The organism is Pseudomonas salomonii, assembly GCF_900107155.1.
In the GTDB taxonomy this organism is placed as follows: Bacteria; Pseudomonadota; Gammaproteobacteria; order Pseudomonadales; family Pseudomonadaceae; genus Aquipseudomonas; species Aquipseudomonas salomonii.
In genome coordinates, this window is record NZ_FNOX01000016.1 from 24,398 (window position 1) to 46,615 (window position 22,218).

A 22,218-nucleotide genomic window follows, 5' to 3' on the forward strand; every position below is an offset into this window, starting at 1 on the left:
TGGAGGAACTCTTGAGTGATAGGTTTGTGCGGTAAACTGCTGTTTCCTCGCAGTAACTGCGAAATATTTCCCGCCTTACGCTGGAATTCGCAAGAAAATGCACGGCTGGCCCTCGTATCATTCACCCAGGAACGAGTGAGAGCCTTGCAATGAACCCAATAAAAACGTGGTGGGATATCAGCCCGCCCTTGAGTACGGCGACGCCGACCTGGCCGGGCGATACGCCGTTCCAGGAAGCGCGCGTATGGCAGTTTGGCCCGGAGTGCCCGGTGAATGTAGGGCGCGTGACCTTTTCGCCGCACACCGGCGCCCATGTGGATGCGCCGCTGCATTACAGCGCCGACGGCGCGCCGATCGGTGAGGTGTCGCTGGATGTGTACATGGGGCCATGCCGGGTGCTGCATTGCCTGGGCAGCGGTGCGCTGGTGCAGCCCCATCAATTGCAAGGGCGTGTGGATAACTTGCCTGAGCGCGTGCTGCTGCGCACTTATCCACAAGCGCCGCTGACCGAATGGGACTCGAATTTCACCGCCATCGCCCCGCAAACCATTGAGCTGCTCGCCAGCCTGGGCGTGCGCCTGATCGGTATCGACACGCCGTCCCTGGACCCGCAACAGTCCAAGACCATGGATTCGCACAACGCCGTGGCCCGCCATGGCATGGCGATTCTCGAAGGCATCGTGCTCGATGACGTGCCGGAGGGCGACTATGAGTTGATCGCACTGCCGCTGCGCTTTGCCAACCTGGACGCGAGCCCCGTCCGTGCCATTCTGCGCCCGCTCAAGGAGCCCACGCGATGAGCCAGTGTCCCTTCTCACCTGATTACCAGCCGCCGGAAGAATGGCATAACGCCGAACTGAATTTTTCCGAGTCCATGAGCTACGGCGACTATTTGGACCTAGGCAAAGTGCTCAGTGCCCAGCACCCGCTGTCGCCGGACCATAACGAGATGCTCTTTATCATCCAGCACCAGACCTCGGAGCTGTGGATGAAACTGATGCTCCACGAACTCAAGGCCGCCCGCGAACACGTGCGCCTGGGCGAGTTGCCGCCGGCCTTCAAGATGCTGGCAAGGGTGTCGCGGATCTTCGACCAACTGGTGCACGCCTGGGCCGTGCTGGCGACCATGACGCCGTCGGAATACAAGGCGATTCGCCCGTTTCTGGGGCAGTCGTCGGGGTTTCAGTCGTTCCAGTACCGCGAGATCGAATTTATTCTCGGCAATAAAAGCGCAGCGCTGTTACGCCCGCATGCGCATCGCCCGGAGTTGCTGAACGAGTTGAAAGTGGCGATTGCCACGCCGTCGTTGTATGACGAGGCGATCAATCTGATGGTTAAAGCCGGGTTGGCGATTGACCCCAAACGCGCCGAACGCGACCCGACGGCGGCCACGGTTCACGATGAGTCGGTGGAAGCGGCGTGGCGCGAGGTGTACCGCGACCCGAGCCGGTATTGGGATTTGTATCAGTTGGCCGAGAAGTTCATCGACCTGGAAGACTCATTCCGCCAGTGGCGCTTTCGACATGTGACCACGGTGGAGCGCATCATCGGCTTCCAGCCCGGCACCGGTGGCACGGAAGGTGTGGGTTACCTGCGCAAGATGCTCGACACGGTGTTGTTCCCCGAACTGTGGCGAGTGCGTTCCACGCTCTAAACAAAAAAGCCCCGCAGAACCGGGGCTGATCGTTCCCACGCTCTGCGTGGGAATGCCGCTTTGGACGCTCTGCGTCCGCTTCATGTGGGAGCTGGCTTGCCTGCGATGGCGGTGTGTCAGCCAGCCCATCCACTGACTGACCCACCGCCATCGCGGGCAAGCCCGGCTCTCACAGGGGTTACTGCGCCACGGCTACTTTTGCGTTTCTGATCCGCAACCGGTAGGCAATGTAGATGATGCCCACCCACACCGGCATCGCATACACCGACTCGCGAATGCCTGGAATCGCCAGCATCACGCTGATGATCACCACCATGAACGCCAGGCACAGGTAGTTGCTGAACGGGAACCAGAAGGTCTTGAACGACGGCGTCACGCCTTGCTCGCCCATGGCCTTGCGGAACTTGATGTGGGTGAGGCTGATCAGTGCCCAGTTGATCATCAGCGAGGCAACCACCAGCGCGAACAGCAGTTCCAGCGCACTGTGCGGCGCGACGTAGTTGACCACCACGCACAGCATCGTCACCAGCGCCGAAATGGCCAGGGCGCGAATCGGCACGCCTTGCTTGTTGAGCTTCATCAGCGCCTTGGGCGCGTCGCCTTGCTCGGCCAGGCCGAACAGCATGCGGCTGTTGCAGTACACGCCGCTGTTGTACACCGACAGCGCTGCGGTCAGCACCACGAAGTTGAGGATGTGTGCGGCGGTGTCGTTACCGATCAGCGAGAAGATCTGCACAAACGGGCTGCCGCTGTAGGGGTCGCCCGATGCGCCGAGGGTTTGCAGCAGTTGGTCCCACGGGTACAGCGACAGCAGCACGGTCAGTGCGCCGACGTAGAAAATCAGGATGCGGTACACCACCTGGTTGATCGCCTTGGGGATCACTTTGCGCGGCTCGCTGGCCTCGGCGGCGGTAATGCCCACCAGCTCCAGGCCGCCGAACGAGAACATGATGAAGGCCATCGACATCAACAGCCCCATGCCGCCATTGGGGAAGAACCCGCCGTGGCTCCACAGGTTGCTCACCGAAGCTTGCGGGCCGCCGGTGCCGCTGAACAGCAGGTAGCAGCCGAGCACGATCATGCCGACAATCGCCACTACCTTGATGATCGCAAACCAGAACTCGGCTTCACCGAAGAACTTCACGTTGAGGGTGTTGATCAGGTTGACCGCGACAAAAAACACCAGCGCACTGACCCAGGTCGGAATCTCCGGCCACCAGAACTGGATGTATTTGCCCACGGCTGTCAGTTCGGCCATGCCCACCAGCACGTAGAGCACCCAGTAGTTCCAGCCCGCCAGAAAGCCTGCGTAGCCGCCCCAGTATTTGTGGGCAAAGTGGCTGAAGGAGCCGGCCACCGGCTCTTCGACGATCATCTCGCCAAGCTGGCGCATGATCAGGAATGCGATGAAACCGGCAATCGCGTAGCCCAGGATCATCGACGGCCCCGCCGACTTGAGTACCCCGGCCGAACCGAGGAACAACCCTGTGCCAATCGCCCCTCCCAAGGCAATCAGCTGAATGTGCCGGTTCTTCAGGCCACGCTTGAGGCCCACCGGGTTAACCATGTCATCCGCCATTAACATTCCCTTCTACTTGTTTTTCTTGAGGGTGAGTGCACGCCGCATCAGCCCCTCAGAACCGCTGAGGGGTCAGATATTACTCTGCGTAAACTTTTCGTAATACAGTTGAACGCCATCAAGTGCCTGATCCGCCAGCCATTGTTGAATGGATTCGACCATTGGAGGGGGGCCGCACACGTACATATCCGCCGAACCGTCCCGCAATTCGGCCAGGTCGAAATGTTCGGTGAGGTAGCCGCGTTTGCCCGGCCACTCGGGTGACGGGGCGCTGAGCACTTCGGTGTAGCGAAAGCCGGGGATTGTCGAGGCATAGGCGTGGATGCGTTGGGCTTCGCACAAGTCCTCGGCCCCGCGCACGCCGTAATACAAGTGGACCGGCTGGTCGCAGCCGTTGGCGGCCAGCTCGTCGAGCATGCCCAGCAAGGCCGACAGGCCGGTGCCGCCGGCCACCAGGATCAGCGGCCGGGTCACATGCCTGAGGTAGAAGGCACCCAATGGCGCCTCCATCAGCACTTCATCACCCACCTGGCAGCGTTCGCGCAGGTAGTTGCTCATGATGCCATCGGGCAGCAGGCGCACCAGAAACTGCAATTGATTGCCCGACCGGTTGGCAAAAGAATACGAACGCCAACGGTCGGTGCCTGGGACCGACAGACGGGCATACTGACCGGGCAGGAAGTCCAGTGAGTCGTCCAGGGTCAGCTGCAAAATCGCCGTGCTGGCCGACACCAGTTGCACTTCGCTGACCTTGCCGCGCACCTGCACCGGCCCTGGCACATTGCACAGGCTCGACTCAAAATCGAAGTAGAACGTTGCGTCGGACTGTACCCGCGTCTGGCAACTGAGCATCTTGCGTTGCTTGAGGTCGAGGCTGGAGAGGGCTTCTTCATCGACATAATCCTGGGTGTAAGCGCCGGACTCGCAACGGCCCTGGCAGGTGCCGCACACGCCTTCACGGCAATCGAGGGGGATCTTGATGCCGTTGCGCAATGCCGCATCCAGCAGGATTTCATTCGCACCTACCGGGAAAAACAGGGTTTTGCCGTCGGCAAAACTGAAGGCCACTTTGTGATTCATCCGCATAACTCCGCGTATCTGATTTTTGTGGCTGCCCCGTGAGCTTTTGTGGCGCACGGGCTTGTTGTGGCGAGCGGGCTTGCCCCGCGTTGGGCTGCGAAGCAGCCCCAATAAAGTCACCGCATTTATCCAGTCAAACCGCAGTGCCTGGGCCAGGGGCCGCTTCGCGCCCCAACGCGGGGCAAGCCCGCTCGCCACAGGACGGTGCTTGTCACAAAATTTCTCTGCTACAGGTGATAGAAATCCAGCACCGAGTTGATGGTGTCGTTGAGCAACAGTGCGTGCTTGCGGGTGATCAGCCAGCTGTCGCCATTCGGCTTGAGGTGGTACGTAGCAGGCCCGTAAAACTGCTCTGAGGTGGCCAGGCGATAGAACAGCGTGTGCCAGTTCAGCTTCACCTCCAGCGTGCCGTCTGCCTGCTCGGCGATCCGCACGTTATTGATCAAGTGCAAGGTGCGCGGCATCGGCGTGGCCGACGCCGCCTTGCCGGTGCGCAAACGGAACACGCGGTCTTCCAGGCCCGAACGGTTGGCGTAGTAGATCAGCGACATTTCGCGTTTGGGGTCGCGGGTGTACACGTGTTCCGAGTCCCATTGCGGCAGGTGAAACTCGCTCTGCGGGTCGAACAGCTGCACGTAGGCGTCCCAGTCCTGGGCGTCGCACAGTTCGGATTTGCGGTAGAAGAATTGCTCGATCCGGTACTGCAATTGGGCATCCATCACTTCACCTCCCGCAGTGTCAGCGCTTGCTGGTCCAGGCCTTTGAGCAGAAATTGCTGCCAGTTACGGTGCTGGTTCACATACAGCCCTTCGTGGGTGAATTCGGTGCCGGTCATGGCCGGTTGAATGCCGATGGCTTCGCTGTTCGGCGTAGGGCCGGTTTCCCAGCGATGGCTGCCCCGTGAGATATCGCTCCAGCGCTCCAGGCGGCCCTGGAAACCGCGTTGGGCTTCGCGAAACTCCACCAGATCATCCGGCGTACCCATGCCTGACACGTTGAAGAAGTCCTCAAACTGGCGAATGCGGTTTTCGCGGTCGGCCTCCGACTCGTTTTTCACCCCCAGGCACTGGCTGATGATCTCGGTCTTGTTCCACGCCACCGGGCGGATGATGCGCAGCTGCGAGCTGATCTGGTCGAGAAAGAACAGGCTCGGGTAGATGTTCAGGTTGCGCAGGCGGTGCATCATCCACTCGGCTTTCTGCTGGCCGTGTTCATCCACCAGGCGCGGCATGATGGTGGCGTAGCCCGAGCGCACGCCGGGGTTGGGCATGTCGCTGAACAACACGCTGTGGCCGTTATTGAAGGCGAACCAGCCGTCATCGGTATTCGCGTCGCCGGCGCCGAGTTTGCTGTAGTCCAGGGTGCTGGCGGAGCCGCTGCCGTTTTCGGTATTCACCTGCTGGCGATGCTGCACCGTGGCCACGTAGTTGTAGTGCACGGTACTGACGTGATAACCGTCCAGGCCGTTTTCGTTTTGCAGCTTCCAGTTGCCGTCGTAGGTGTAGGCGGATTTGCCCGGCAGCACTTCCAGTTCACCGGTGGCGGACTGCGCGACCATCATGTCGAAGAACACTTTGGCGTCACCGAGGAAGTCTTGCAGGCTGTCGGTGCCTTGCACGTTGAGGCTGATGAACACAAAGCCCTTGTAGCTTTCGATACGGGCTTTTTTCAGGCCGCGTGTGGCTTTGTCGAAACCTTCCGGGTACTCGCCCGGCGCCTTGACCTTCACCAGCCGGCCGTCGCTCTTGTAGCACCAGGCGTGGAACGGGCAGGTAAAGGTCGATTGGTTGCCCTTGCCGACGCGCGTCAGCGTGGTGCCGCGATGCTGGCAGGCGTTGATCAGCGCATTGAGCTGGCCCTCGCCGTCGCGGGTGATGATCATCGGCTGGCGCCCGGCGCGCATCGTCACGAAGTCGTGGTTATTGGCCAGTTCGCTTTCGTGGCAGGCGTAGATCCAGTTTTTTTCGAAGATCAGTTCCATCTCCAGATCGAACAGTTCGGGCTCGGTGAACATGTCGCGGGCAATGCGGAACACTTCGTCCACCGGCCGAAAGTCCAGGCAACCTTCGATAAACGTTTTCCACTGCTCGACGCTTCTTGCACCACTCATGGGAGGCACCTTTTTTGATAGGGGCTAATCGGTGGGTTATTAGAGGCAGTGGAGCAGGGCGCGGGCTATCCGCTTAATGGGGGAAGGCAGGCCGCAAAATTGGGCAGCAAATACCCAGTTCAGTGCGCCCAGGTGACGCCATGCGCTACTGTCCTACCAAGGGAAGGTCGCAAACGCCTGCGGCTTATCCACATAGTCGACGGTTGCTATCCACCCGGTTGCATTCAGGCGGGCGTGGCGTAGAACTTGCTGTCGATTGCCAACGACGCGCCGCCAGAGCGCGCAACCGCCTAACCGCCGTGGGTGCACCCTGATGAGTAGCCATACACGCGAAATCCATATTCAACGCTTCGACCTGGAAGGCGCCTGCAGCTGGATGTCCGGCATTTGCGGGCCGCACCGCCTGGCGACAAGCACGCCCGAGCGCCTGCGTTTTCACCACAGCGCCAACGTGTTCAAGTCCCGCGCCACCACCTTGGGCGTGATCGAATATGGCACCGACGTGACCATTGATATCGAAGACGCCGAGCACTTCAGCAGCTACAGCCTGAGCCTGCCCTTGGTGGGCGAGCAGGAATTGAGCAAGAACGGCGAGCGCTTGAGCTCCAACCGTGACCAAGGCGTGATTTTGTCGCCTAACGAGCATCAGGTACTGGCGATATCCGGTGATTGTCGCAAATTGCAGGTGGTGATTACGCGGGCGGCGATGAGTGAGTCGCTGGAAGGGTTGCTGCAACGGCCGATTGAAGCGCCACTGCGTTTTGAGTCGGTGATGGATGCCGTGGACGGTGCTTCGGCGTCGTGGTGGCGCATGGCGCGCTACTTTATTGCCGAGCTTGAGTGCAGCAGCGAGTTGTATGAGCAGGCGGCGTTTACGCGGGATCTGGAAAGCTCGCTGATCAAGGGGTTGATCCTGGCCCAGCCGAACAACTATTCGGAAGAACTGCGCGCCGTGCTGGGCGTGAAGCTGCCGCACTATTTGATCCGGGCCCGGCAATACATCCACGACAACGCCCGCGAGGCAGTGAATTTGGAAGACCTGGAAGTGGCCGCGGGTGTGTCGCGGTTCAAGCTGTTCGATGCGTTTCGCAAATACTTTGCGCTGTCGCCGATGGCTTACCTGAAGAAGTACCGGCTGGGTGCCGTGCGCCAGGAGATCCTCGAGCACGGTTCAATCCGCACCATCTCCGAGATCGCGCTGGGCTGGGGCTTTACCCACTTGGGACGGTTTTCGGCGGAGTACCGCAAGTTGTTTGATGAATCCCCCAGCCAGACCCTGCAGCGCAAGCGCCTGCGCAGCATTTGAAAACAATGAAGATCAAACTGTGGGAGCTGGCTTGCCTGCGATGGCGGTGGACCTGTTGGCATCTTGGTTAACTGACCCACCGCTATCGCAGGCAAGCCAGCTCCCACAGGGGAATTGCATTGTTTGGGAGAACTTAGATCAACTCCTCAACCAACTGCAAACAATGACTCAGCCCTGGCGACTGATCCTTCACGCGCCGGCTCAGGATAATCGGCGAAGTCGCAGTGGCTTCCACAATCGGCGTGTAGCCGATGTCCGCCCGGTGCAGCACCTGCACCGAGGCCGGCACCAGCGTCACGCCCATCCCTGCGCCCACCAGCCCGATCGCCGTCTGCAACTCGTTGGTCCACTGCGCCACTTTGAGGCTCAAGCCATGGGCGTCGAACAGCGCGATCACATGGTCGGCATAGCTGGGGCGCGGGTTGCCGGGGTAGAGCACAAAGGGCTCTGCGGCCAATTGCGCGAGGGTGGCGGGCGCGCCGAGCAGCGAGTGGCCGGCGGGCAATACGGCCACCAGTCGGTCTTCCACCAGCACGCGCTGGACGATGGCCGGGTCGTCGATGCGAATGCGCCCGAAGCCCACATCGATGCGCCCGGCCTTGAGCGCTTCGACTTGCTGCAAGGTGGTCATCTCCGACAAGCCCAGCTCCAGCTCCAGCGCCTCATGGTTGCGCAGCCGCCGAATCAACTCCGGCAGCACGCCGTACAGGGTCGAGGGTGCGAAGCCGATGCCCAGCCAGGTCTTTTCGCCCTGGCCGATGCGCCGCGTGGTGTCGCAGACTTTAGCCAGTTGTTCCAGCAGCACATTGGCGTGCTCATAGAAAAACCGCCCGGCCTCGGTCAGCCGCAACGGGCGGCCGCGTTCCAGCAGAATCACGCCCAGTTCATCTTCCAGTTGCTGGATCTGCCGGCTCAACGGCGGCTGGGCGATGTGCAGGCGAACGGCGGCGCGGGTGAAGTTGAGGGTTTCACCCAGCACCTGGAAATAGCGCAGATGACGCAGTTCCATGACGGCTCCTTTCATACCTTGAGGGTATTGTGCGAGACCCATTCTATATTGGAAGCCTTTAAAAATACGGCACAGAATCGGCTCAAACCTATAAAGAACCCAATGGGTATAGCCATGCCGATTTGCGCCATCGAGTCGATCGAGACCATCATCGTCGACCTCCCCACCATTCGCCCGCACAAGCTGGCGATGCACACTATGCAAAACCAGACGCTGGTGATCATCCGCCTGCGTTGCGCCGACGGCATTGAAGGCATCGGTGAGTCCACCACCATCGGCGGTTTGAGTTACGGCAACGAAAGCCCGGACAGCATCAAGGTCAACATTGACCGTCACTTCGCGCCGCTGCTGATCGGCCAGGACGCAAGCAATATCAACGCGGCCATGTTGCGCCTGGAGCGCAGCATTCGCGGCAACACCTTTGCCAAATCCGGCATCGAAAGCGCCTTGCTCGATGCACTGGGCAAACGCCTGAACCTGCCGGTGAGCGAGCTGCTCGGCGGGCGCGTGCGCGACGCCTTGCCGGTGGCCTGGACCTTGGCCAGCGGCAACACCGAACAGGACATCGCCGAAGCCGAAAAGATGCTCGACCTGCGCCGCCATCGTATCTTCAAGTTGAAGATCGGCGCCGGTGAGGTCAGCCGCGACCTGGCCCATGTGCTCGCGATCAAAAAAGCCCTGGGCGAACGCGCCAGTGTGCGCGTCGACGTCAACCAGGCCTGGGACGAAGCCGTGGCCCTGCGCGCCTGCAAGGTGCTGGGCGATAACGGCGTCGACCTGATCGAGCAGCCGATTTCGCGCAACAACCGTGGCGGCATGGCCCGGCTCAACCTGTCGAGCCCGGCGCCGATCATGGCCGATGAGTCCATTGAGTGTGTGGAGGACGCCTTCAACCTGGCCCGCGAGGGCGCGGCTTCAGTGTTCGCGCTCAAGATCGCCAAAAACGGCGGCCCGCGTGCGCTGTTGCGCACCGCCGCAATTGCCGAGGCGGCGGGCATTGGCCTGTACGGCGGCACCATGCTCGAAGGCGGCATCGGCACGTTGGCGTCGGCGCATGCCTTCCTCACCTTGAACACGCTGGCGTGGGGCACCGAACTGTTCGGCCCGCTGCTGCTGACCGAAGACATCCTCAGCGAGCCGCCGGTGTACCGCGATTTCGAGCTGCATGTGTCCACCGCACCGGGCCTGGGCCTGGCCATTGATGAAGAGCGTTTGGCGTTCTTTCGTCGTGACACACACTAAGAGGCGCCTGCCATGTTGTTCCACGTAAAAATGACCGTGAACCTGCCGCTGGACATGAACCCCGAGCGCGCCGCCAGCCTCAAGGCCGAGGAGAAAGCCCTGGCGCAGCGCCTGCAACAGGAGGGCAAATGGCGCCACCTGTGGCGCATCGCCGGGCACTACGCCAACTACAGCGTATTCGACGTCGACAGCGTGCAAGACCTGCACGACCTGCTGATGCAACTGCCGCTTTTTCCCTACATGGCCATCGAAGTGAACGCCCTGTGCCGCCACCCTTCGTCGATCCATGAGGACGACCGTTAAGCCCGTTTGCACCCAATAATTACAAGATGAGGATTTGCACCATGTCCATCCGACTGTCCCAGACTGCCCATGCCCAGGCGTTTCTCGAAGAAGCCAGCGGCAACCATAACGACGGCGGCAACCCGCGCGCCAAGGCGCTGATCTATCGGATCCTGCGCGATACGGTAAACATCATCGAAGACCTGGAAGTGACCCCGGAAGAGTTCTGGAAGGCGGTCAATTACCTCAACGAATTGGGTAAAAATCAGGAAGCGGGTTTGCTCGCCGCCGGCTTGGGCCTGGAGCATTACCTGGACCTGTTGATGGACGCTGCGGACCAAGAGGCCGGCAAATCCGGTGGCACGCCCCGCACCATCGAAGGCCCGCTGTACGTGGCGGGTGCGCCACTGAGCCACTACGAAGCGCGGCTGGACGATGGCAAGGACGACGCGGTGCCGCTGTTTATGCGCGGGCAAGTGCGGGGCACCGATGGCAAGCCGTTGGCGGGCGCGATTGTGGATGTGTGGCAGGCCAACACGGGTGGCACCTATTCGTGGTTTGACCCGACGCAATCGGAGTTCAACCTGCGTCGGCGCATCGAGACCGATGCCCAGGGCAACTACCGTTTTCGCAGCATCGTGCCGTCGGGCTATGGCTGCCCGCCGACCGGGCCGACGCAGCAGTTGCTCGACCAGTTGGGGCGCCACGGGCAACGGCCGGCGCATATTCACTTCTTCATCTCGGCGCCGGGGCACCGGCACTTGACCACGCAGATCAACCTGTCGGACGACCCGTACCTGCATGATGATTTTGCCTACGCGACGCGCGATGAGTTGATCGCCGAGATTCGCTTTAGTGACGATCAGCAATTGGCGCGGGAGTTTGGGGTGCAAGGGCGGTTTGCGCAGATTGATTTTGACTTTGAGTTGCAGCTGGCGGACGCGCCGGTAGAGCAAAAGCGCATGCAGCGCGTTCGCGCCCTCGAAGACTGATTAAACGCGCAAGATCGTTCCCACGCTCGGCGTGGGAATGCCGCCCAGGACGCTCCGCGTCCGCTCTTAAAGGCGTGACGCAGAGCGTCACAGGAGGCGTTCCCACGCAGAGCGTGGGAACGAGCATCTGGTTATTTGCGCACCACCAGATCCAACACCTCATCCCGATCCTTGATCTTCTGCAACACTATTTCCGAACGAATATCCATCACCCCGGCCGTGCGGTTCAGGTGGTTCACGATAAAGTCGGAAAAGTGCTTGAGGTTGCGCGCCTGCACGCGCAATACATAGTTGCTGGCGCCGGTGATCACATAGGCACTGGCCACCTCCGGCCACCCCTGCACCTTCTTGATAAAGGTCTCGTGCCAGTCCTCCACATCCTGGCGCAACGACAGGTGCACGATGGCCTCAAGCTCAATCCCCAACTGCTCGGCATTCAACACGGCGCGGTAGCCGCTGATGATTCCTTCGCTCTCCAGCAGGCGCAAACGGCGCAGGCAGGCGGAGGGCGACAGGGCGACTTTTTCCGCCAATTCCTGGTTGCTGATGCGCCCATCCTGTTGCAAAAAATGCAGGAGGCGCAGGTCGGTGGCGTCGAGAATCATGGTTAGAATAAATCCGCGTGTTTGGGGGTTAAATTCGAATTTCCTACAGCTTAATTAGCCTGTTACCTACCACTTTGCACGAAAATTCTCTAAAGCTTCGTTCATTATTTGGTCCATCCTCACTTATAAAAATCAGGACGCCCCATGACCACTCGAAGCCACTGCCAAGCCCTCGACGCCCAGGACCCGCTGGCGCCACTGCGTCAGCAGTTTGCCTTGCCTGCGGGCGTGATCTACCTCGATGGCAACTCTCTGGGCGCACGCCCGGTAGCGGCGTTGGCGCGAGCGCAGCAGGTGATCGCCGAGGAGTGGGGCAATGGCTTGATTCGCAGCTGGAACAGCGCCGGTTGGGCCGACTTGTCCCAACGCCTGGGCAACCGCCTGGCGCCGCTGATCGGCGCGCGTGACGGTGAAGTGGTGATTACCGATACCACCTCGATCAACCTGTTCAAGGTGCTCAGCGCTGCCTTGAGCGTACAGCGCCAACGCGAGCCTGCGCGCAAGGTGATCGTCAGCGAGGCGAGTAACTTCCCCACCGACCTGTACATCGCCGAGGGCCTGGCCGAGCTGTTGCAACAGGGCTATTCCCTGCGCTTGGTCAACAGCCCGGACGAACTGCCCCAAGCCATCGGCCAGGACGTGGCGGTGGTGATGCTCACCCACGTCAATTACAAGACCGGCTACATGTACGACATGCAGGCGCTCACCGCCCTGAGCCATGAATGCGGCGCGCTGAGTATCTGGGACCTGGCGCATTCGGCGGGCGCGGTGCCCATCGATCTGCATCACGCCAGTGCTGACTATGCAATTGGCTGCACCTACAAATACCTGAACGGCGGGCCTGGCTCCCAGGCGTTCGTGTGGGTCAACCCGGCGTTGGTGGATGTGGTGCGCCAGCCGTTGTCGGGCTGGTTCGGTCACTCGCGCCAGTTCGCCATGGAAGCTCAATACGCGCCAAGCGCCGGCATCGCGCGCTACCTGTGCGGCACACAACCGATCACCTCGTTGGCCATGGTCGAATGCGGCCTGGAGATTTTTGCCCAGACCGACATGGCCAGCCTGCGCAGCAAATCCCTGGCCTTGACCGACCTGTTTGTCGCGCTGGTCGAAGCCCGTTGCGCCGCCCACGGCCTGGTGCTGATTACGCCGCGTGAGCATGCCAAGCGCGGCAGCCATGTGAGTTTCGAACACCCGGAAGGTTATGCGGTGATCCAGGCCTTGATTGCCCGTGGGGTGATCGGTGATTACCGCGAGCCGCGCATCATGCGTTTTGGATTTACGCCGTTGTATACGAGCTATACCGAGGTATTTGACGCCGTGGAGATCCTGGGCGAAATCCTCGACAACCACACCTGGGACCAGCCGCAATTCAAAGTGCGCAACAGCGTCACTTAAGTACAACACGAATCAAAATGTGGGAGCGGGCTTGCTCGCGAATGCGGTGGAACAGCCGGCACATGCATTAACTGACACACCGCATTCGCGAGCAAGCCCGCTCCCACAGGGAATCTGCGTCAATATCCAAACAGTGCAATCACAATAATAAAGGGGCACACCACGTGACCACGCCAGACAACGGCTTTGCAGAGATCACCCAGCGCGAACTGGGCCTGAGGCGCCAGCTCACTTCCGGCCAGATGAGCATGATCGCCATCGGTGGCGCCATCGGCACCGGGCTGTTCATGGGCAGCGCCTACGCCATCGGTTACGCCGGGCCGAGTGTGCTGGTGAGTTACGCCATCGGTGCGTTGATCACCTTGCTGTTGATGGGCTGCCTGGCGGAGATGACCGTGGCGCACTCCACCTCGGGCTCGTTCGGCGCCTATGCCGAGTTTTACATCAGCCCGCTGGCCGGCTTTCTGGTGCGTTATGCCTACTGGGCGGCAATTGTGCTGGCGGTGGGCGCCGAGGTCACGGCGGTGGCGATGTACATGAAGTACTGGTTCGCCAACGTGCCGGAGTGGGTGTGGATCGTGTCGTTTTCCAGTGTGCTGATTCTGCTCAATGCCATCAGCGTAAAGACCTTCGGCAACTTCGAATACTGGTTCTCGACCATCAAGATCACCGCGATCGTCGGCTTCATCATCCTCGCCGTGTACGTGGTGTTCGGTTCCGGCAACCCTGACTATGGTGTGCAGAACTACACGGCCCATGACGGGTTTTTCCCCCATGGCCTGAGCGGCATGTGGATTGCGGTGATCGTCTCGATCTTCAGTTATCTGAGCGTAGAAATGATCGCCGTGGCCGCCGGTGAAGCCACCGACCCGGAGCAGGCGGTAAAGAAAGCCTTTCGCGCCACCATCGTGCGGTTGGTGGTGTTTTACCTGCTGACGCTCGCGTTGATGCTCGCCATTGTGCCGTGGAACCAGGCCGGCCAGACCCAGAGCCCGTTTGTCACGGTGATGCAGACCATCGGCATTCCCGGTGCCACGGGGGTGATGAACTTCGTGATCCTGATCGCCGCGTTGTCGGCGATGAACAGCCAGCTCTACATCACCACACGGATGATGTTCAGCCTGTCGCGTGCAGGCTTTGCGCCCAAGTCCATGGGCGCCTTGAGCAAGAGCGGCATTCCGCTGAACGCGTTGCTGCTGTCCAGCTCCGGCATCGCCCTGGCGACCCTGCTGAATGTGGTGTACCCGGAAAGCTCGTTCACCTTGATGATGGCGATTTCGATGTTTGGCGCGATCTTCACCTGGTTCATGATTTTCCTCACGCACCTGTTTTTCCGCCGTTATCGCAAGCGCCATGGCGGGCCGAAGTTGTCGTTTCAGCTGCGCCTGTTTCCCTACAGCACGCTGCTGGGTCTGGTGCTGATGGGGGCGGTGATGATCACCACGTACTTCACCGAGGCCTTCAAGATGACGCTGGTGTTTGGGGTGCCATTCCTGCTGATTCTGTCGGCGGTGTATTACGGGTTTTTCCGCAAGGGCAGGGCCAGGGCGTCGAACAAGGCCTTGGCGTAACCCGGCAACTGCTCGAAGGAGAGGGCACACAACAGCAGCGTGCGACAGGCCCAGTCTTCAGTTAAAGGCTGGGCCTTGATGCGCTTTTCTGTCGGCCAACGTTCCAATGCAGCCTGGGGCACGATGCCCAGGCCGGCGCCGCCGGCGACCATGCGGATCAACCCATCAAAACCCTCGGCGCGAATGCGGGTTTGCAGGCGAAAGCCTGCGTGCAGCGCCTGTTCTTCCAGGTACACCGAAAGGGCGCTGTGGGCGGTCAGGCCGACGTAGTCGTATTGCAGGCTGTCGATGAAATTCGCCGTCGCCAACGGATGATCGAGGGGCATGATCAGCACCAGCGGGTCATCGCGAAACGGCAGGGTCTGCAGGCCGTGGGTGTCCACGGCATCAGAGATAATCCCCAGGTCTGCTGTGCCCTGGCGCAAGGCTTGGGTAATGCGCAGGCTCGGCAGCTCCTGCAGGTCGATATCGAGGTTGGGGTGTTGGCGCAAAAAATCCGCCAGCAGTTCCGGCAGGTATTCGCTCAGGGCGGTGGTGTTGCACAGCAGGCGCACCTGGCCTTTGATGCCCTTGGCGTATTCGGCCAGGTCCTGTTGCAGGTGCTCGGCCTGTTGCAACAGCAGCCGGGCGTGGCGGGCCAGGGCTTTGCCGGCGGGTGTTGGGGTGACGCCACGGCGGTTACGTTCCAGTAGCTCAATGCCAAGTGATGCTTCCATCGCGCGGATGCGCGCGCTGGCGGCGGCCAGGGATAAATGGCTGCGCGCCGCGCCGGCGGTGATGTTGCCGGTGTCGAGGGTGTGCAGGTAGAGGCGCAGGTCGATCAGGTCAAAGTGCATGGCTGGGGTTTCTCGAGTGACTTCACTGGCCCTATCGCAGGCAAGCCAGCTCCCACATTGGAATGCATTTCAAATGTGGGAGCGGGCTTGCTCGCGAAGAGGCCCTCAGCCTCACGCAAAACAAGAGGCTGCCTCAGTATATGGCGAATTTCCATAAACGCCTTAAGTCCACACAATCGCCCCATGACTACCTTCCTTGCGTTCTACCAAAACCTCGGCCCCGCCTTGACCCTGCTGGTAATCGGCACCTTCCTGCTGGCCGGCACGGTCAAAGGCGTGATCGGCCTGGGCCTGCCCACCGTGGCCATGGGCATGCTCGGCCTGGCTATGCTGCCGGCGCAGGCTGCTGCTTTACTGATCATCCCTTCAACGGTCACCAACCTCTGGCAACTGGCGTTCGGCGGCCACTTGAGCGCCTTGCTCAAACGCCTATGGCCCATGCTGCTGCTGATTTTCCTCGGCACCGGGCTCGGCACCTTGTGGCTGGGCATGGACGGCGGGCACTGGGTGGTTCGCGCGCTAGGTGGCGCCTTGCTGGTGTATGCGTTAAGTGGCTTGTTCCTGCCGACCTTCAAGGTGAAACCTCAAACCGAGCGCTGGCTGGGCCCGTTGTGCGGTCTGGTCACCGGCCTTATCACTTCGGCGACGGGGGTGTTCGTGATTCCGGCCGTGCCCTATCTGCAAGCCCTGGGTTTGCACCGCGATCAATTGGTGCAGGCGCTGGGGCTGGCGTTCACCGCTTCCACGCTGGCCTTGGCTGCTGCGTTGGCCTGGCGCGGCACCCTGGGCGGTGGCGAAGTCAGCGCCTCGTTGCTGGCGCTGATACCCGCGTTGCTGGGCATGTGGCTGGGCCAGGTGCTGCGCCAGCGCATCAGTGCGGTGCTGTTCAAGCGGGTGTTTTTTATCGGCATGGTGCTGTTGGGCAGTCATCTGTTGATCAGCGGCTGAGTGGCTGTTCACGGTGTAAGCTGTCGCGAACCGATTGAGAGGACAACCCGTGAAAGCCCGATCCGATGAGCTACAGATCTTCGTCAGCGTGATTGAGTGCGGCTCGATTTCGGCGGCTGCGGAGCAGGTCGGGCAGACGCCGTCGGCAGTCAGCCGCACCTTGTCGCGCCTGGAAGCCAAGCTCGACACCACGCTGATCAACCGCACCACGCGGCGCATGGACCTGACCGAAGAGGGCAAGTATTTTTTCGAACAGGCCAAGGTGATCCTGGCGCAGATGGACGAGCTGGAAGAGCGCCTGTCGTCGCGCCAGAAGAACCCGGCCGGGCGCCTGCGCATCAATGCGGCCGTGCCGTTCATGCTGCATGGGATCGTGCCGTACATTGCCGAGTTTCGCAGCCTCTACCCGGATATCCAGCTGGAACTGAACAGCGACGACCTGATCATCGACCTGCTGGAGCAGAGCACCGACATTGCCATCCGCATCGGTGCCCTGGCCGACTCGACCCTGCATGCGCGCTCGTTGGGCTGTACGCCGCTGCATGTCCTCGCCAGCCCCGATTACCTCAAGCAGTTCGGCACGCCGAAGACAGTGGCCGAGTTGGCCGACCATACGCTGCTGGGCTTTACCCAGACCGAAACCCTCAACCACTGGCCGCTGCGTCACGTGGAAGGCGACCGCTGGCTGATCCAGCCGAGCATTGCCGCCTCCAGCGGTGAAACCGTGCGCCAGCTGGCGCTGGAAGGGCAGGGCATTTGCTGCCTGTCGAACTTCATGACCAACGCCGACATCGATGCCGGGCGCCTGGTGCCGTTGCTGGAAGCCTTCAACAGCGGCTATCGCCAGCCGATCCACGCGGTGTTCTACCGTAACTCTCAGTTGGCGCTGCGCATCCAGTGCTTCCTGGACTTCATTCAAGCCAAGTTGGCGCGATATGCCTGTTGATTCGTGACCTGCACGCAAGATTGAATTGGGCAACATGGGCTTATTCGGCGCAAATGACTGCTTGATACTGGGCCCATCACTTACCCCGTCAGGAGCAACCTCCATGAATGTATTCGTCACCGGCGCAGCAGGGTTTATCGGCGGCTCCATCGCCACCGGCCTGGTCAAGGCCGGCCACACGGTCACCGGCCTGGTGCGCAGCGCCGAGCAAGCGGCTGAAATGACTGCCCTGGGCATCACGCCCGTGATCGGCACGCTGGATGACGCCGCCGTGTTGACCGCGCAGGCGCAACAGGCCGACGCGGTAATAAACGCCGCCAGCAGCGACCATCGTGCTGCCGTCGAAACCTTGCTGGCCGCCTTGAAAGGTTCGAACAAGCCGTTCCTGCACACCAGCGGTTCGAGCATTGTCGGTGATGCGTCGGGCGGTAAAGCCAGCGATGTCATCTACGTTGAAGACAACCTGCCGGAGCCGACCGTCGACAAGGCCGCGCGCGTGGCCATCGACAACCTGGTCCTGGCAGCGGCCAAAGACGGCGTGAACTCGGCGGTGATCTGCAACACCCTGATCTACGGTCACAGCCTGGGCGTGAAGCGTGACAGCGTGCAGTTGCCGCGACTGCTCAAGCAAGCGCGCAAAAGTGGTGTGGTACGGCATGTGGGCACCGGCCAGAACATCTGGTCCAACGTGCACATTGAAGACGTGGTGGCCCTGTATCTGCTGGCGCTGACCAAAAACGTCCCGGGCACGTTCTACTTTGTGGAAAGCAGCGAAGCGGCATTTGTCGACATGACCACCGCGATTGCCCAAGCGCTGAACCTGGGCGAGCCGCAGGACTGGCCATTGGCCGAGGCTGAGGCAGAGTGGGGTTATGAAATGGCCAACTATGGCCTGGGCTCCAACAGCCGGGTGCGTGGCAAGCATGCACGTGAGTTGTTGGGCTGGGCGCCGAAGCGCACGTCGGTGGTGGAGTGGATTCGTCACGAGATGGTGTGATGTTCGCTTAGTACCGCGGCGCGCCCTTCGCGAGCAAGCCCGCTCCCACATTGACCGCGTTCCAGCTTTGGAATGCAGTCAAATGTGGGAGCGGGCTTGCTCGCGAAGGGGGCCACTCGGTCTATCTGGCTGACACTTCACTGGCCCCACCCGCCGCAATTCCGTACCATCCCCCGCCATATCCCTCGCTATTCCCTGGTACCTCATGAACCTCACCCGTCTGCGCGCCGATGCCCTGGCCGGCCTCACCACGTCTTTTGCGCTGCTGCCCGAATGCATCGCCTTTGCCCTGGTGGCTCACCTCAACCCACTGATGGGCCTCTACGGCGCCTTTATCATCTGCACGCTCACGGCCTTGTTCGGCGGCCGGCCGGGCATGGTCTCGGGCGCGGCGGGTTCGATGGCGGTGGTGATCGTGGCGCTGGTGGTGCAACACGGCGTGGAGTATTTGCTCGCGACCGTGCTGCTGGGCGGGCTGATCATGGTCGCGTTCGGCCTGTTACGGCTGGGCAAACTGGTGCGCATGGTGCCGCACTCGGTGATGCTCGGGTTCGTCAACGGCCTGGCGATCATCATTGCGCTGGCACAGCTGGAGCATTTCAAAAGCGGTGAAACCTGGCTGAGCGGCACGCCGTTGTACGTGATGACCGGGCTGGTGGCGGCCACCATGGCGATTGTCTACCTGCTGCCACGCCTGACCCGCGCCGTGCCGCCCGCGCTGGTGGCGATTTTGGGCGTCGGGCTGGCGGTGTACGTGTTGGGCTTGCCGACCCGTACGTTGGGCGATATGGCCCACATCGCCGGCGGCTTGCCGACCTTCGCGTTGCCGCAGATCCCCTGGACCCTGGAAACCCTCGGCATCATCGCGCCCTACGCGTTCCTGATGGCGATGGTTGGCCTCCTGGAAACCCTGCTGACCCTGAACCTCACCGACGAAATCACCGAAACCCGTGGCTACCCCGACCGTGAAAGCGTGGCCCTGGGCGCGGCGAATATGGTCTCGGGCCTGTTTGGCGGCATGGGCGGTTGCGCGATGATCGGGCAAACCGTGATCAACTTAAGCTCCGGCGGGCGCGGGCGTTTCTCCGGGGTGTTTGCCGGGGTGATGATCCTGTTGTTCATTTTGTTTCTGTCGCCGCTGATCGAGCGCATTCCGCTGGCGGCGCTGGTGGGGGTGATGTTCGTGGTGTCCCAGCAGACCTTCGCCTGGGCGTCGCTGCGGGTGATCAACAAGGTGCCGGTCAATGACGTGCTGGTGATTATTGCGGTCACGGTGATTACCGTGTTCACCGACTTGGCCACCGCCGTGCTGTGCGGCATCGTGATTGCGGCGCTGAACTTCGCCTGGCAACAGGCCCGTGAGTTGTATGCCGATGAGCATCTGGAAGCCGACGGCAGCAAGCTGTATCGCCTGCACGGCACGCTGTTCTTTGCCTCGACCACGCCGTTCTTGAACCAGTTCGACCCGGCCAACGACCCGGCCCAGGTGACGCTCGATTGTCGTCACCTGAGCTTTGTCGACTACTCGGCGATTGCTGCGTTGATGACCCTGCGCGAGCGCTATACCAAGGCCGGCAAGCATGTGCGCGTGCTGCATTTGTCGGAGCGCTGCAAGAAGCTGCTCAAGCGCGCCCGCGTGCATCACGACTGATTACAGCGGCAGCATGTTTTCCAGTTCCTGGGCGCGGGTCTGGGTCATGTCCAGCATGCAGCCGATGCCATTGACCTGATCGATGGTGCCGCCGGTCGCTGAGCCGATGAAGCCGCAGTTGGCGTCCCGGTACTTTATCCACAGGCGCTGCACGTCTTGCAGTTGCTGCTTTTGTTTGCCTTCCTGAAGGGCAAGGACGGCTTTGTAGGCCTTGTTCAGGCGCGCATCCTGGATCTTGGCTTCGGTGGCGTTGCAGGCAACCATATCCGCCGTGGTGTTGGCGCCATCCAGGCATTTTTTCAGCGCCGGGCTGTCATCGGCCGAGGCGCTGCCGCAAAAGGCCAGCAGCAGTGCGCTGGCGGCGAAAGGAACAAGCAGGGTCTTGCGCTTCATTGTCGGTTTTCCTGGTTGTGAGTAGGGCTGCCATCTGAGACTCGGCCCTGGTAGTTGAGTTTCCACGCGCAAAAAACTTCGTGTAAGAACACCCCCCGAATTTTCATCCGCTGGCGTTGGGCATATCCCAAAGCGACAGCGCTTATCCGTGGGCGAAAATGACTTTCACAAAAATTGAAAATCCAACCCGGTAATGATTTATGAGTTTCACAACCATTTCGACGTGACCCTTTCCAAGGAGTACCGCATGGCCGCACCACTGGGCTTTGGGCTGTTGGCATACGCTGCCATCGCCATCATTGCATTGATCGTGCTGATTGCACGTTACCGACTCAACCCGTTTATCGTCATCACGTTGGTGTCCATCGGCCTGGCTTTGATGGCCGGCATGCCGGCGGACACCATCATGGGCTCGTATGAGGCGGGCGTCGGCAAGACCCTTGGGCATATCGCCCTGGTGGTGGCGCTGGGCACCATGCTTGGCAAGATGATGGCCGAATCCGGCGGTGCCGAGCAGGTGGCGCGTACGCTGATCAACCGTTTCGGCGAGCGCAACGCCCATTGGGCGATGGTGTGTATTGCGTTCCTGGTGGGGCTGCCGCTGTTTTTCGAGGTCGGTTTTGTGTTGCTGGTGCCGATCGCCTTTACGGTGGCGCGGCGCGTGGGCGTGTCGATCCTGATGGTCGGCTTGCCGATGGTCGCCGGTCTGTCGGTGGTGCACGCGCTGGTGCCGCCACACCCCGCGGCGATGATGGCGGTGCTGGCCTATAACGCGTCGGTGGGGCAGACCGTGCTGTACGCGATTCTGATCGGCATTCCCACGGCGATCATCGCCGGCCCCGTGTATGCCAAGTTCATCGTGCCGCGCATCCACTTGCCGGCGGAAAACCCGTTGGAACGCCAGTTTATCGAGCGCGAGCCGCGTACACGTTTGCCAAGTTTCGCCCTGACCATGGGCACCATCCTGCTTCCGGTGGTGCTGATGATGATCGGCGGTTGGGCCAACGTGATTTCCACTCCGGGCACTGGCTTCAACCAATTCCTGCTGTTTATCGGCAACTCGGTGATTGCGCTGCTGGTCGCCACGCTGGTGAGCTTCTGGACCCTGGGCCTGGCCCAGGGCTTCAACCGCGAAGCGATCCTCAAGTTCACCAATGAGTGCCTGGCGCCGACCGCCAGCATCACCTTGCTGGTGGGCGCGGGCGGCGGCTTGAACCGCATCCTGGTGGACGCGGGCGTGACCCATGAGATTCTTGGCCTGGCGCATGCCTTCCAGCTGTCGCCGTTGGTGATGGGTTGGTTGTTTGCCGCGTTGATGCGCATCGCCACCGGCTCGGCCACTGTGGCCATGACCACGGCCTCGGGTGTAGTCGCGCCCGTTGCCTTGGGCCTGGGTTATCCACACCCTGAATTACTGGTGCTGGCGACCGGTGCGGGTTCGGTGATCTTTTCCCACGTCAACGACGGCGGCTTCTGGCTGATCAAGGAATACTTCAATATGACGGTGATCCAGACCTTCAAGACCTGGACCGTGTTGGAGACTTTGATTTCGGTGGTCGCGTTCGGTCTGACTTACGGCCTTTCTCTTGTTTTATAAGCATTGTTTTATAAGTCTCGTTTTG

21 protein-coding genes are annotated in these 22,218 nt (G+C 61.1%); 13 read left to right on the forward strand and 8 right to left on the reverse strand.

Going from position 1 to position 22,218, the window contains the following annotated elements; genetic code table 11:
• The first annotated feature begins 149 nt into the window (after positions 1-149).
• Both kynB and kynA read left to right on the forward strand, forming a co-directional pair.
• Positions 150-800: an arylformamidase gene (kynB, locus tag BLV67_RS28540; RefSeq protein WP_058419996.1), complete on the forward strand. Its 651-nt coding sequence runs from the start codon at positions 150-152 to the stop codon at positions 798-800.
• Positions 797-1,654, forward strand: coding sequence for a tryptophan 2,3-dioxygenase (gene kynA / locus BLV67_RS28545; protein WP_017137968.1), 858 nt, complete (start codon positions 797-799; stop codon positions 1,652-1,654). The genes kynB and kynA overlap by 4 nt, the downstream gene beginning before the upstream one ends.
• Positions 1,655-1,832: 178 nt before the next feature.
• On the opposite strand, the gene BLV67_RS28550 is transcribed toward kynA, so the two are convergent.
• From BLV67_RS28550 to antA, 4 genes are all read right to left on the reverse strand, one after another.
• Positions 1,833-3,233 carry an amino acid permease gene (locus tag BLV67_RS28550; protein WP_056858368.1) on the reverse strand — a complete coding sequence of 467 codons (1,401 nt, stop codon included), beginning with the start codon at positions 3,231-3,233 and terminating at the stop codon, positions 1,833-1,835.
• 72 nt (positions 3,234-3,305) lie between these two features.
• A complete protein-coding gene (antC, locus tag BLV67_RS28555; protein ID WP_065930504.1) occupies positions 3,306-4,313 on the reverse strand; it encodes an anthranilate 1,2-dioxygenase electron transfer component AntC in 1,008 nt (335 codons plus the stop codon).
• A 227-nt stretch (positions 4,314-4,540) separates the two neighbouring features.
• A complete protein-coding gene (gene antB / locus BLV67_RS28560; protein ID WP_065930505.1) occupies positions 4,541-5,032 on the reverse strand; it encodes an anthranilate 1,2-dioxygenase small subunit in 492 nt (163 codons plus the stop codon).
• Positions 5,032-6,423: an anthranilate 1,2-dioxygenase large subunit gene (antA, locus tag BLV67_RS28565; RefSeq protein WP_069788224.1), complete on the reverse strand. Its 1,392-nt coding sequence runs from the start codon at positions 6,421-6,423 to the stop codon at positions 5,032-5,034. The genes antB and antA overlap by 1 nt, the downstream gene beginning before the upstream one ends.
• Positions 6,424-6,736: 313 nt before the next feature.
• On the opposite strand from antA, the gene BLV67_RS28570 reads away from it, so the two are divergent.
• A complete protein-coding gene (locus tag BLV67_RS28570; protein WP_065930507.1) occupies positions 6,737-7,729 on the forward strand; it encodes an AraC family transcriptional regulator in 993 nt (330 codons plus the stop codon).
• A gap of 133 nt (positions 7,730-7,862) precedes the next feature.
• Here BLV67_RS28570 and BLV67_RS28575 read toward each other — a convergent pair whose 3' ends face one another.
• Positions 7,863-8,738, reverse strand: a complete 876-nt coding sequence (locus BLV67_RS28575; protein WP_065930508.1) for a LysR family transcriptional regulator — start codon at positions 8,736-8,738, stop codon at positions 7,863-7,865.
• A 114-nt stretch (positions 8,739-8,852) separates the two neighbouring features.
• Between BLV67_RS28575 and BLV67_RS28580 the strand changes: the two genes are divergently transcribed.
• From BLV67_RS28580 to catA, 3 genes are read left to right on the forward strand one after another with little or no spacing between them, the layout of a single operon-like run.
• Positions 8,853-9,980 carry a muconate cycloisomerase family protein gene (locus tag BLV67_RS28580; RefSeq protein WP_065930509.1) on the forward strand — a complete coding sequence of 376 codons (1,128 nt, stop codon included), beginning with the start codon at positions 8,853-8,855 and terminating at the stop codon, positions 9,978-9,980.
• A 12-nt stretch (positions 9,981-9,992) separates the two neighbouring features.
• The gene (catC, locus tag BLV67_RS28585) at positions 9,993-10,283 is read left to right on the forward strand and encodes a muconolactone Delta-isomerase (protein WP_056858361.1); all 291 of its coding nucleotides are present in this window, start codon (positions 9,993-9,995) and stop codon (positions 10,281-10,283) included.
• Between the two features lie 41 nt (positions 10,284-10,324).
• A complete protein-coding gene (catA, locus tag BLV67_RS28590; RefSeq protein WP_065930511.1) occupies positions 10,325-11,254 on the forward strand; it encodes a catechol 1,2-dioxygenase in 930 nt (309 codons plus the stop codon).
• Positions 11,255-11,385: 131 nt separating this feature from the next.
• Here catA and BLV67_RS28595 read toward each other — a convergent pair whose 3' ends face one another.
• Complete coding sequence (locus tag BLV67_RS28595; RefSeq protein ID WP_003176072.1) at positions 11,386-11,859, reverse strand: Lrp/AsnC family transcriptional regulator; 474 nt, start codon at positions 11,857-11,859, stop codon at positions 11,386-11,388.
• 144 nt (positions 11,860-12,003) lie between these two features.
• Here BLV67_RS28595 and kynU point away from each other — a divergent pair, with 144 nt between their 5' ends.
• Both kynU and BLV67_RS28605 read left to right on the forward strand, forming a co-directional pair.
• On the forward strand, positions 12,004-13,254 hold the full coding sequence (gene kynU, locus BLV67_RS28600) for a kynureninase (protein WP_069788223.1): 1,251 nt from the start codon (positions 12,004-12,006) through the stop codon (positions 13,252-13,254).
• Positions 13,255-13,418: 164 nt separating this feature from the next.
• A complete protein-coding gene (locus BLV67_RS28605) occupies positions 13,419-14,825 on the forward strand; it encodes an amino acid permease (RefSeq protein ID WP_069788222.1) in 1,407 nt (468 codons plus the stop codon).
• Here the strand turns inward: BLV67_RS28605 and BLV67_RS28610 are convergent.
• A complete protein-coding gene (locus BLV67_RS28610) occupies positions 14,771-15,661 on the reverse strand; it encodes a LysR family transcriptional regulator (RefSeq protein ID WP_069788221.1) in 891 nt (296 codons plus the stop codon). The genes BLV67_RS28605 and BLV67_RS28610 overlap by 55 nt on opposite strands.
• Positions 15,662-15,844: 183 nt before the next feature.
• Between BLV67_RS28610 and BLV67_RS28620 the strand changes: the two genes are divergently transcribed.
• From BLV67_RS28620 to BLV67_RS28635, 4 genes are all read left to right on the forward strand, one after another.
• Entirely contained in the window at positions 15,845-16,609 is a 765-nt protein-coding gene (locus tag BLV67_RS28620) for a sulfite exporter TauE/SafE family protein (protein WP_065930516.1), read from the forward strand.
• 49 nt (positions 16,610-16,658) lie between these two features.
• Positions 16,659-17,555 carry a LysR family transcriptional regulator gene (locus BLV67_RS28625; RefSeq protein WP_069788219.1) on the forward strand — a complete coding sequence of 299 codons (897 nt, stop codon included), beginning with the start codon at positions 16,659-16,661 and terminating at the stop codon, positions 17,553-17,555.
• Positions 17,556-17,658: 103 nt separating this feature from the next.
• Positions 17,659-18,552, forward strand: coding sequence for an NAD-dependent epimerase/dehydratase family protein (locus tag BLV67_RS28630; RefSeq protein ID WP_069788218.1), 894 nt, complete (start codon positions 17,659-17,661; stop codon positions 18,550-18,552).
• Between the two features lie 205 nt (positions 18,553-18,757).
• A complete protein-coding gene (locus BLV67_RS28635; RefSeq protein ID WP_069788217.1) occupies positions 18,758-20,203 on the forward strand; it encodes a SulP family inorganic anion transporter in 1,446 nt (481 codons plus the stop codon).
• Here BLV67_RS28635 and BLV67_RS28640 read toward each other — a convergent pair whose 3' ends face one another.
• Positions 20,204-20,596: a lysozyme inhibitor LprI family protein gene (locus tag BLV67_RS28640; RefSeq protein ID WP_056858351.1), complete on the reverse strand. Its 393-nt coding sequence runs from the start codon at positions 20,594-20,596 to the stop codon at positions 20,204-20,206. It lies immediately after the preceding gene.
• Positions 20,597-20,789: 193 nt separating this feature from the next.
• Between BLV67_RS28640 and BLV67_RS28645 the strand changes: the two genes are divergently transcribed.
• A complete protein-coding gene (locus BLV67_RS28645; protein ID WP_069788216.1) occupies positions 20,790-22,193 on the forward strand; it encodes a GntT/GntP/DsdX family permease in 1,404 nt (467 codons plus the stop codon).
• The last annotated feature ends 25 nt before the right edge of the window (positions 22,194-22,218 follow it).

Bases quoted from the DNA above. Each gene is read 5' to 3' on its own strand.
- BLV67_RS28635 (WP_069788217.1), top strand. From the start codon at position 18,758: ATGAACCTCACCCGTCTGCGCGCCGATGCCCTGGCCGGCCTCACCACG.
- BLV67_RS28580 (WP_065930509.1), top strand. From the start codon at position 8,853: ATGCCGATTTGCGCCATCGAGTCGATCGAGACCATCATCGTCGACCTC.
- antC (WP_065930504.1), bottom strand. From the start codon at position 4,313: ATGAATCACAAAGTGGCCTTCAGTTTTGCCGACGGCAAAACCCTGTTT.
- BLV67_RS28575 (WP_065930508.1), bottom strand. From the start codon at position 8,738: ATGGAACTGCGTCATCTGCGCTATTTCCAGGTGCTGGGTGAAACCCTC.
- BLV67_RS28640 (WP_056858351.1), bottom strand. From the start codon at position 20,596: ATGAAGCGCAAGACCCTGCTTGTTCCTTTCGCCGCCAGCGCACTGCTG.
- kynA (WP_017137968.1), top strand. From the start codon at position 797: ATGAGCCAGTGTCCCTTCTCACCTGATTACCAGCCGCCGGAAGAATGG.
- antA (WP_069788224.1), bottom strand. From the start codon at position 6,423: ATGAGTGGTGCAAGAAGCGTCGAGCAGTGGAAAACGTTTATCGAAGGT.
- BLV67_RS28620 (WP_065930516.1), top strand. From the start codon at position 15,845: ATGACTACCTTCCTTGCGTTCTACCAAAACCTCGGCCCCGCCTTGACC.
- BLV67_RS28645 (WP_069788216.1), top strand. From the start codon at position 20,790: ATGATTTATGAGTTTCACAACCATTTCGACGTGACCCTTTCCAAGGAG.
- catC (WP_056858361.1), top strand. From the start codon at position 9,993: ATGTTGTTCCACGTAAAAATGACCGTGAACCTGCCGCTGGACATGAAC.
- kynU (WP_069788223.1), top strand. From the start codon at position 12,004: ATGACCACTCGAAGCCACTGCCAAGCCCTCGACGCCCAGGACCCGCTG.
- BLV67_RS28610 (WP_069788221.1), bottom strand. From the start codon at position 15,661: ATGCACTTTGACCTGATCGACCTGCGCCTCTACCTGCACACCCTCGAC.
- BLV67_RS28595 (WP_003176072.1), bottom strand. From the start codon at position 11,859: ATGATTCTCGACGCCACCGACCTGCGCCTCCTGCATTTTTTGCAACAG.
- BLV67_RS28550 (WP_056858368.1), bottom strand. From the start codon at position 3,233: ATGGCGGATGACATGGTTAACCCGGTGGGCCTCAAGCGTGGCCTGAAG.
- kynB (WP_058419996.1), top strand. From the start codon at position 150: ATGAACCCAATAAAAACGTGGTGGGATATCAGCCCGCCCTTGAGTACG.
- BLV67_RS28570 (WP_065930507.1), top strand. From the start codon at position 6,737: ATGAGTAGCCATACACGCGAAATCCATATTCAACGCTTCGACCTGGAA.
- BLV67_RS28630 (WP_069788218.1), top strand. From the start codon at position 17,659: ATGAATGTATTCGTCACCGGCGCAGCAGGGTTTATCGGCGGCTCCATC.
- antB (WP_065930505.1), bottom strand. From the start codon at position 5,032: ATGGATGCCCAATTGCAGTACCGGATCGAGCAATTCTTCTACCGCAAA.
- catA (WP_065930511.1), top strand. From the start codon at position 10,325: ATGTCCATCCGACTGTCCCAGACTGCCCATGCCCAGGCGTTTCTCGAA.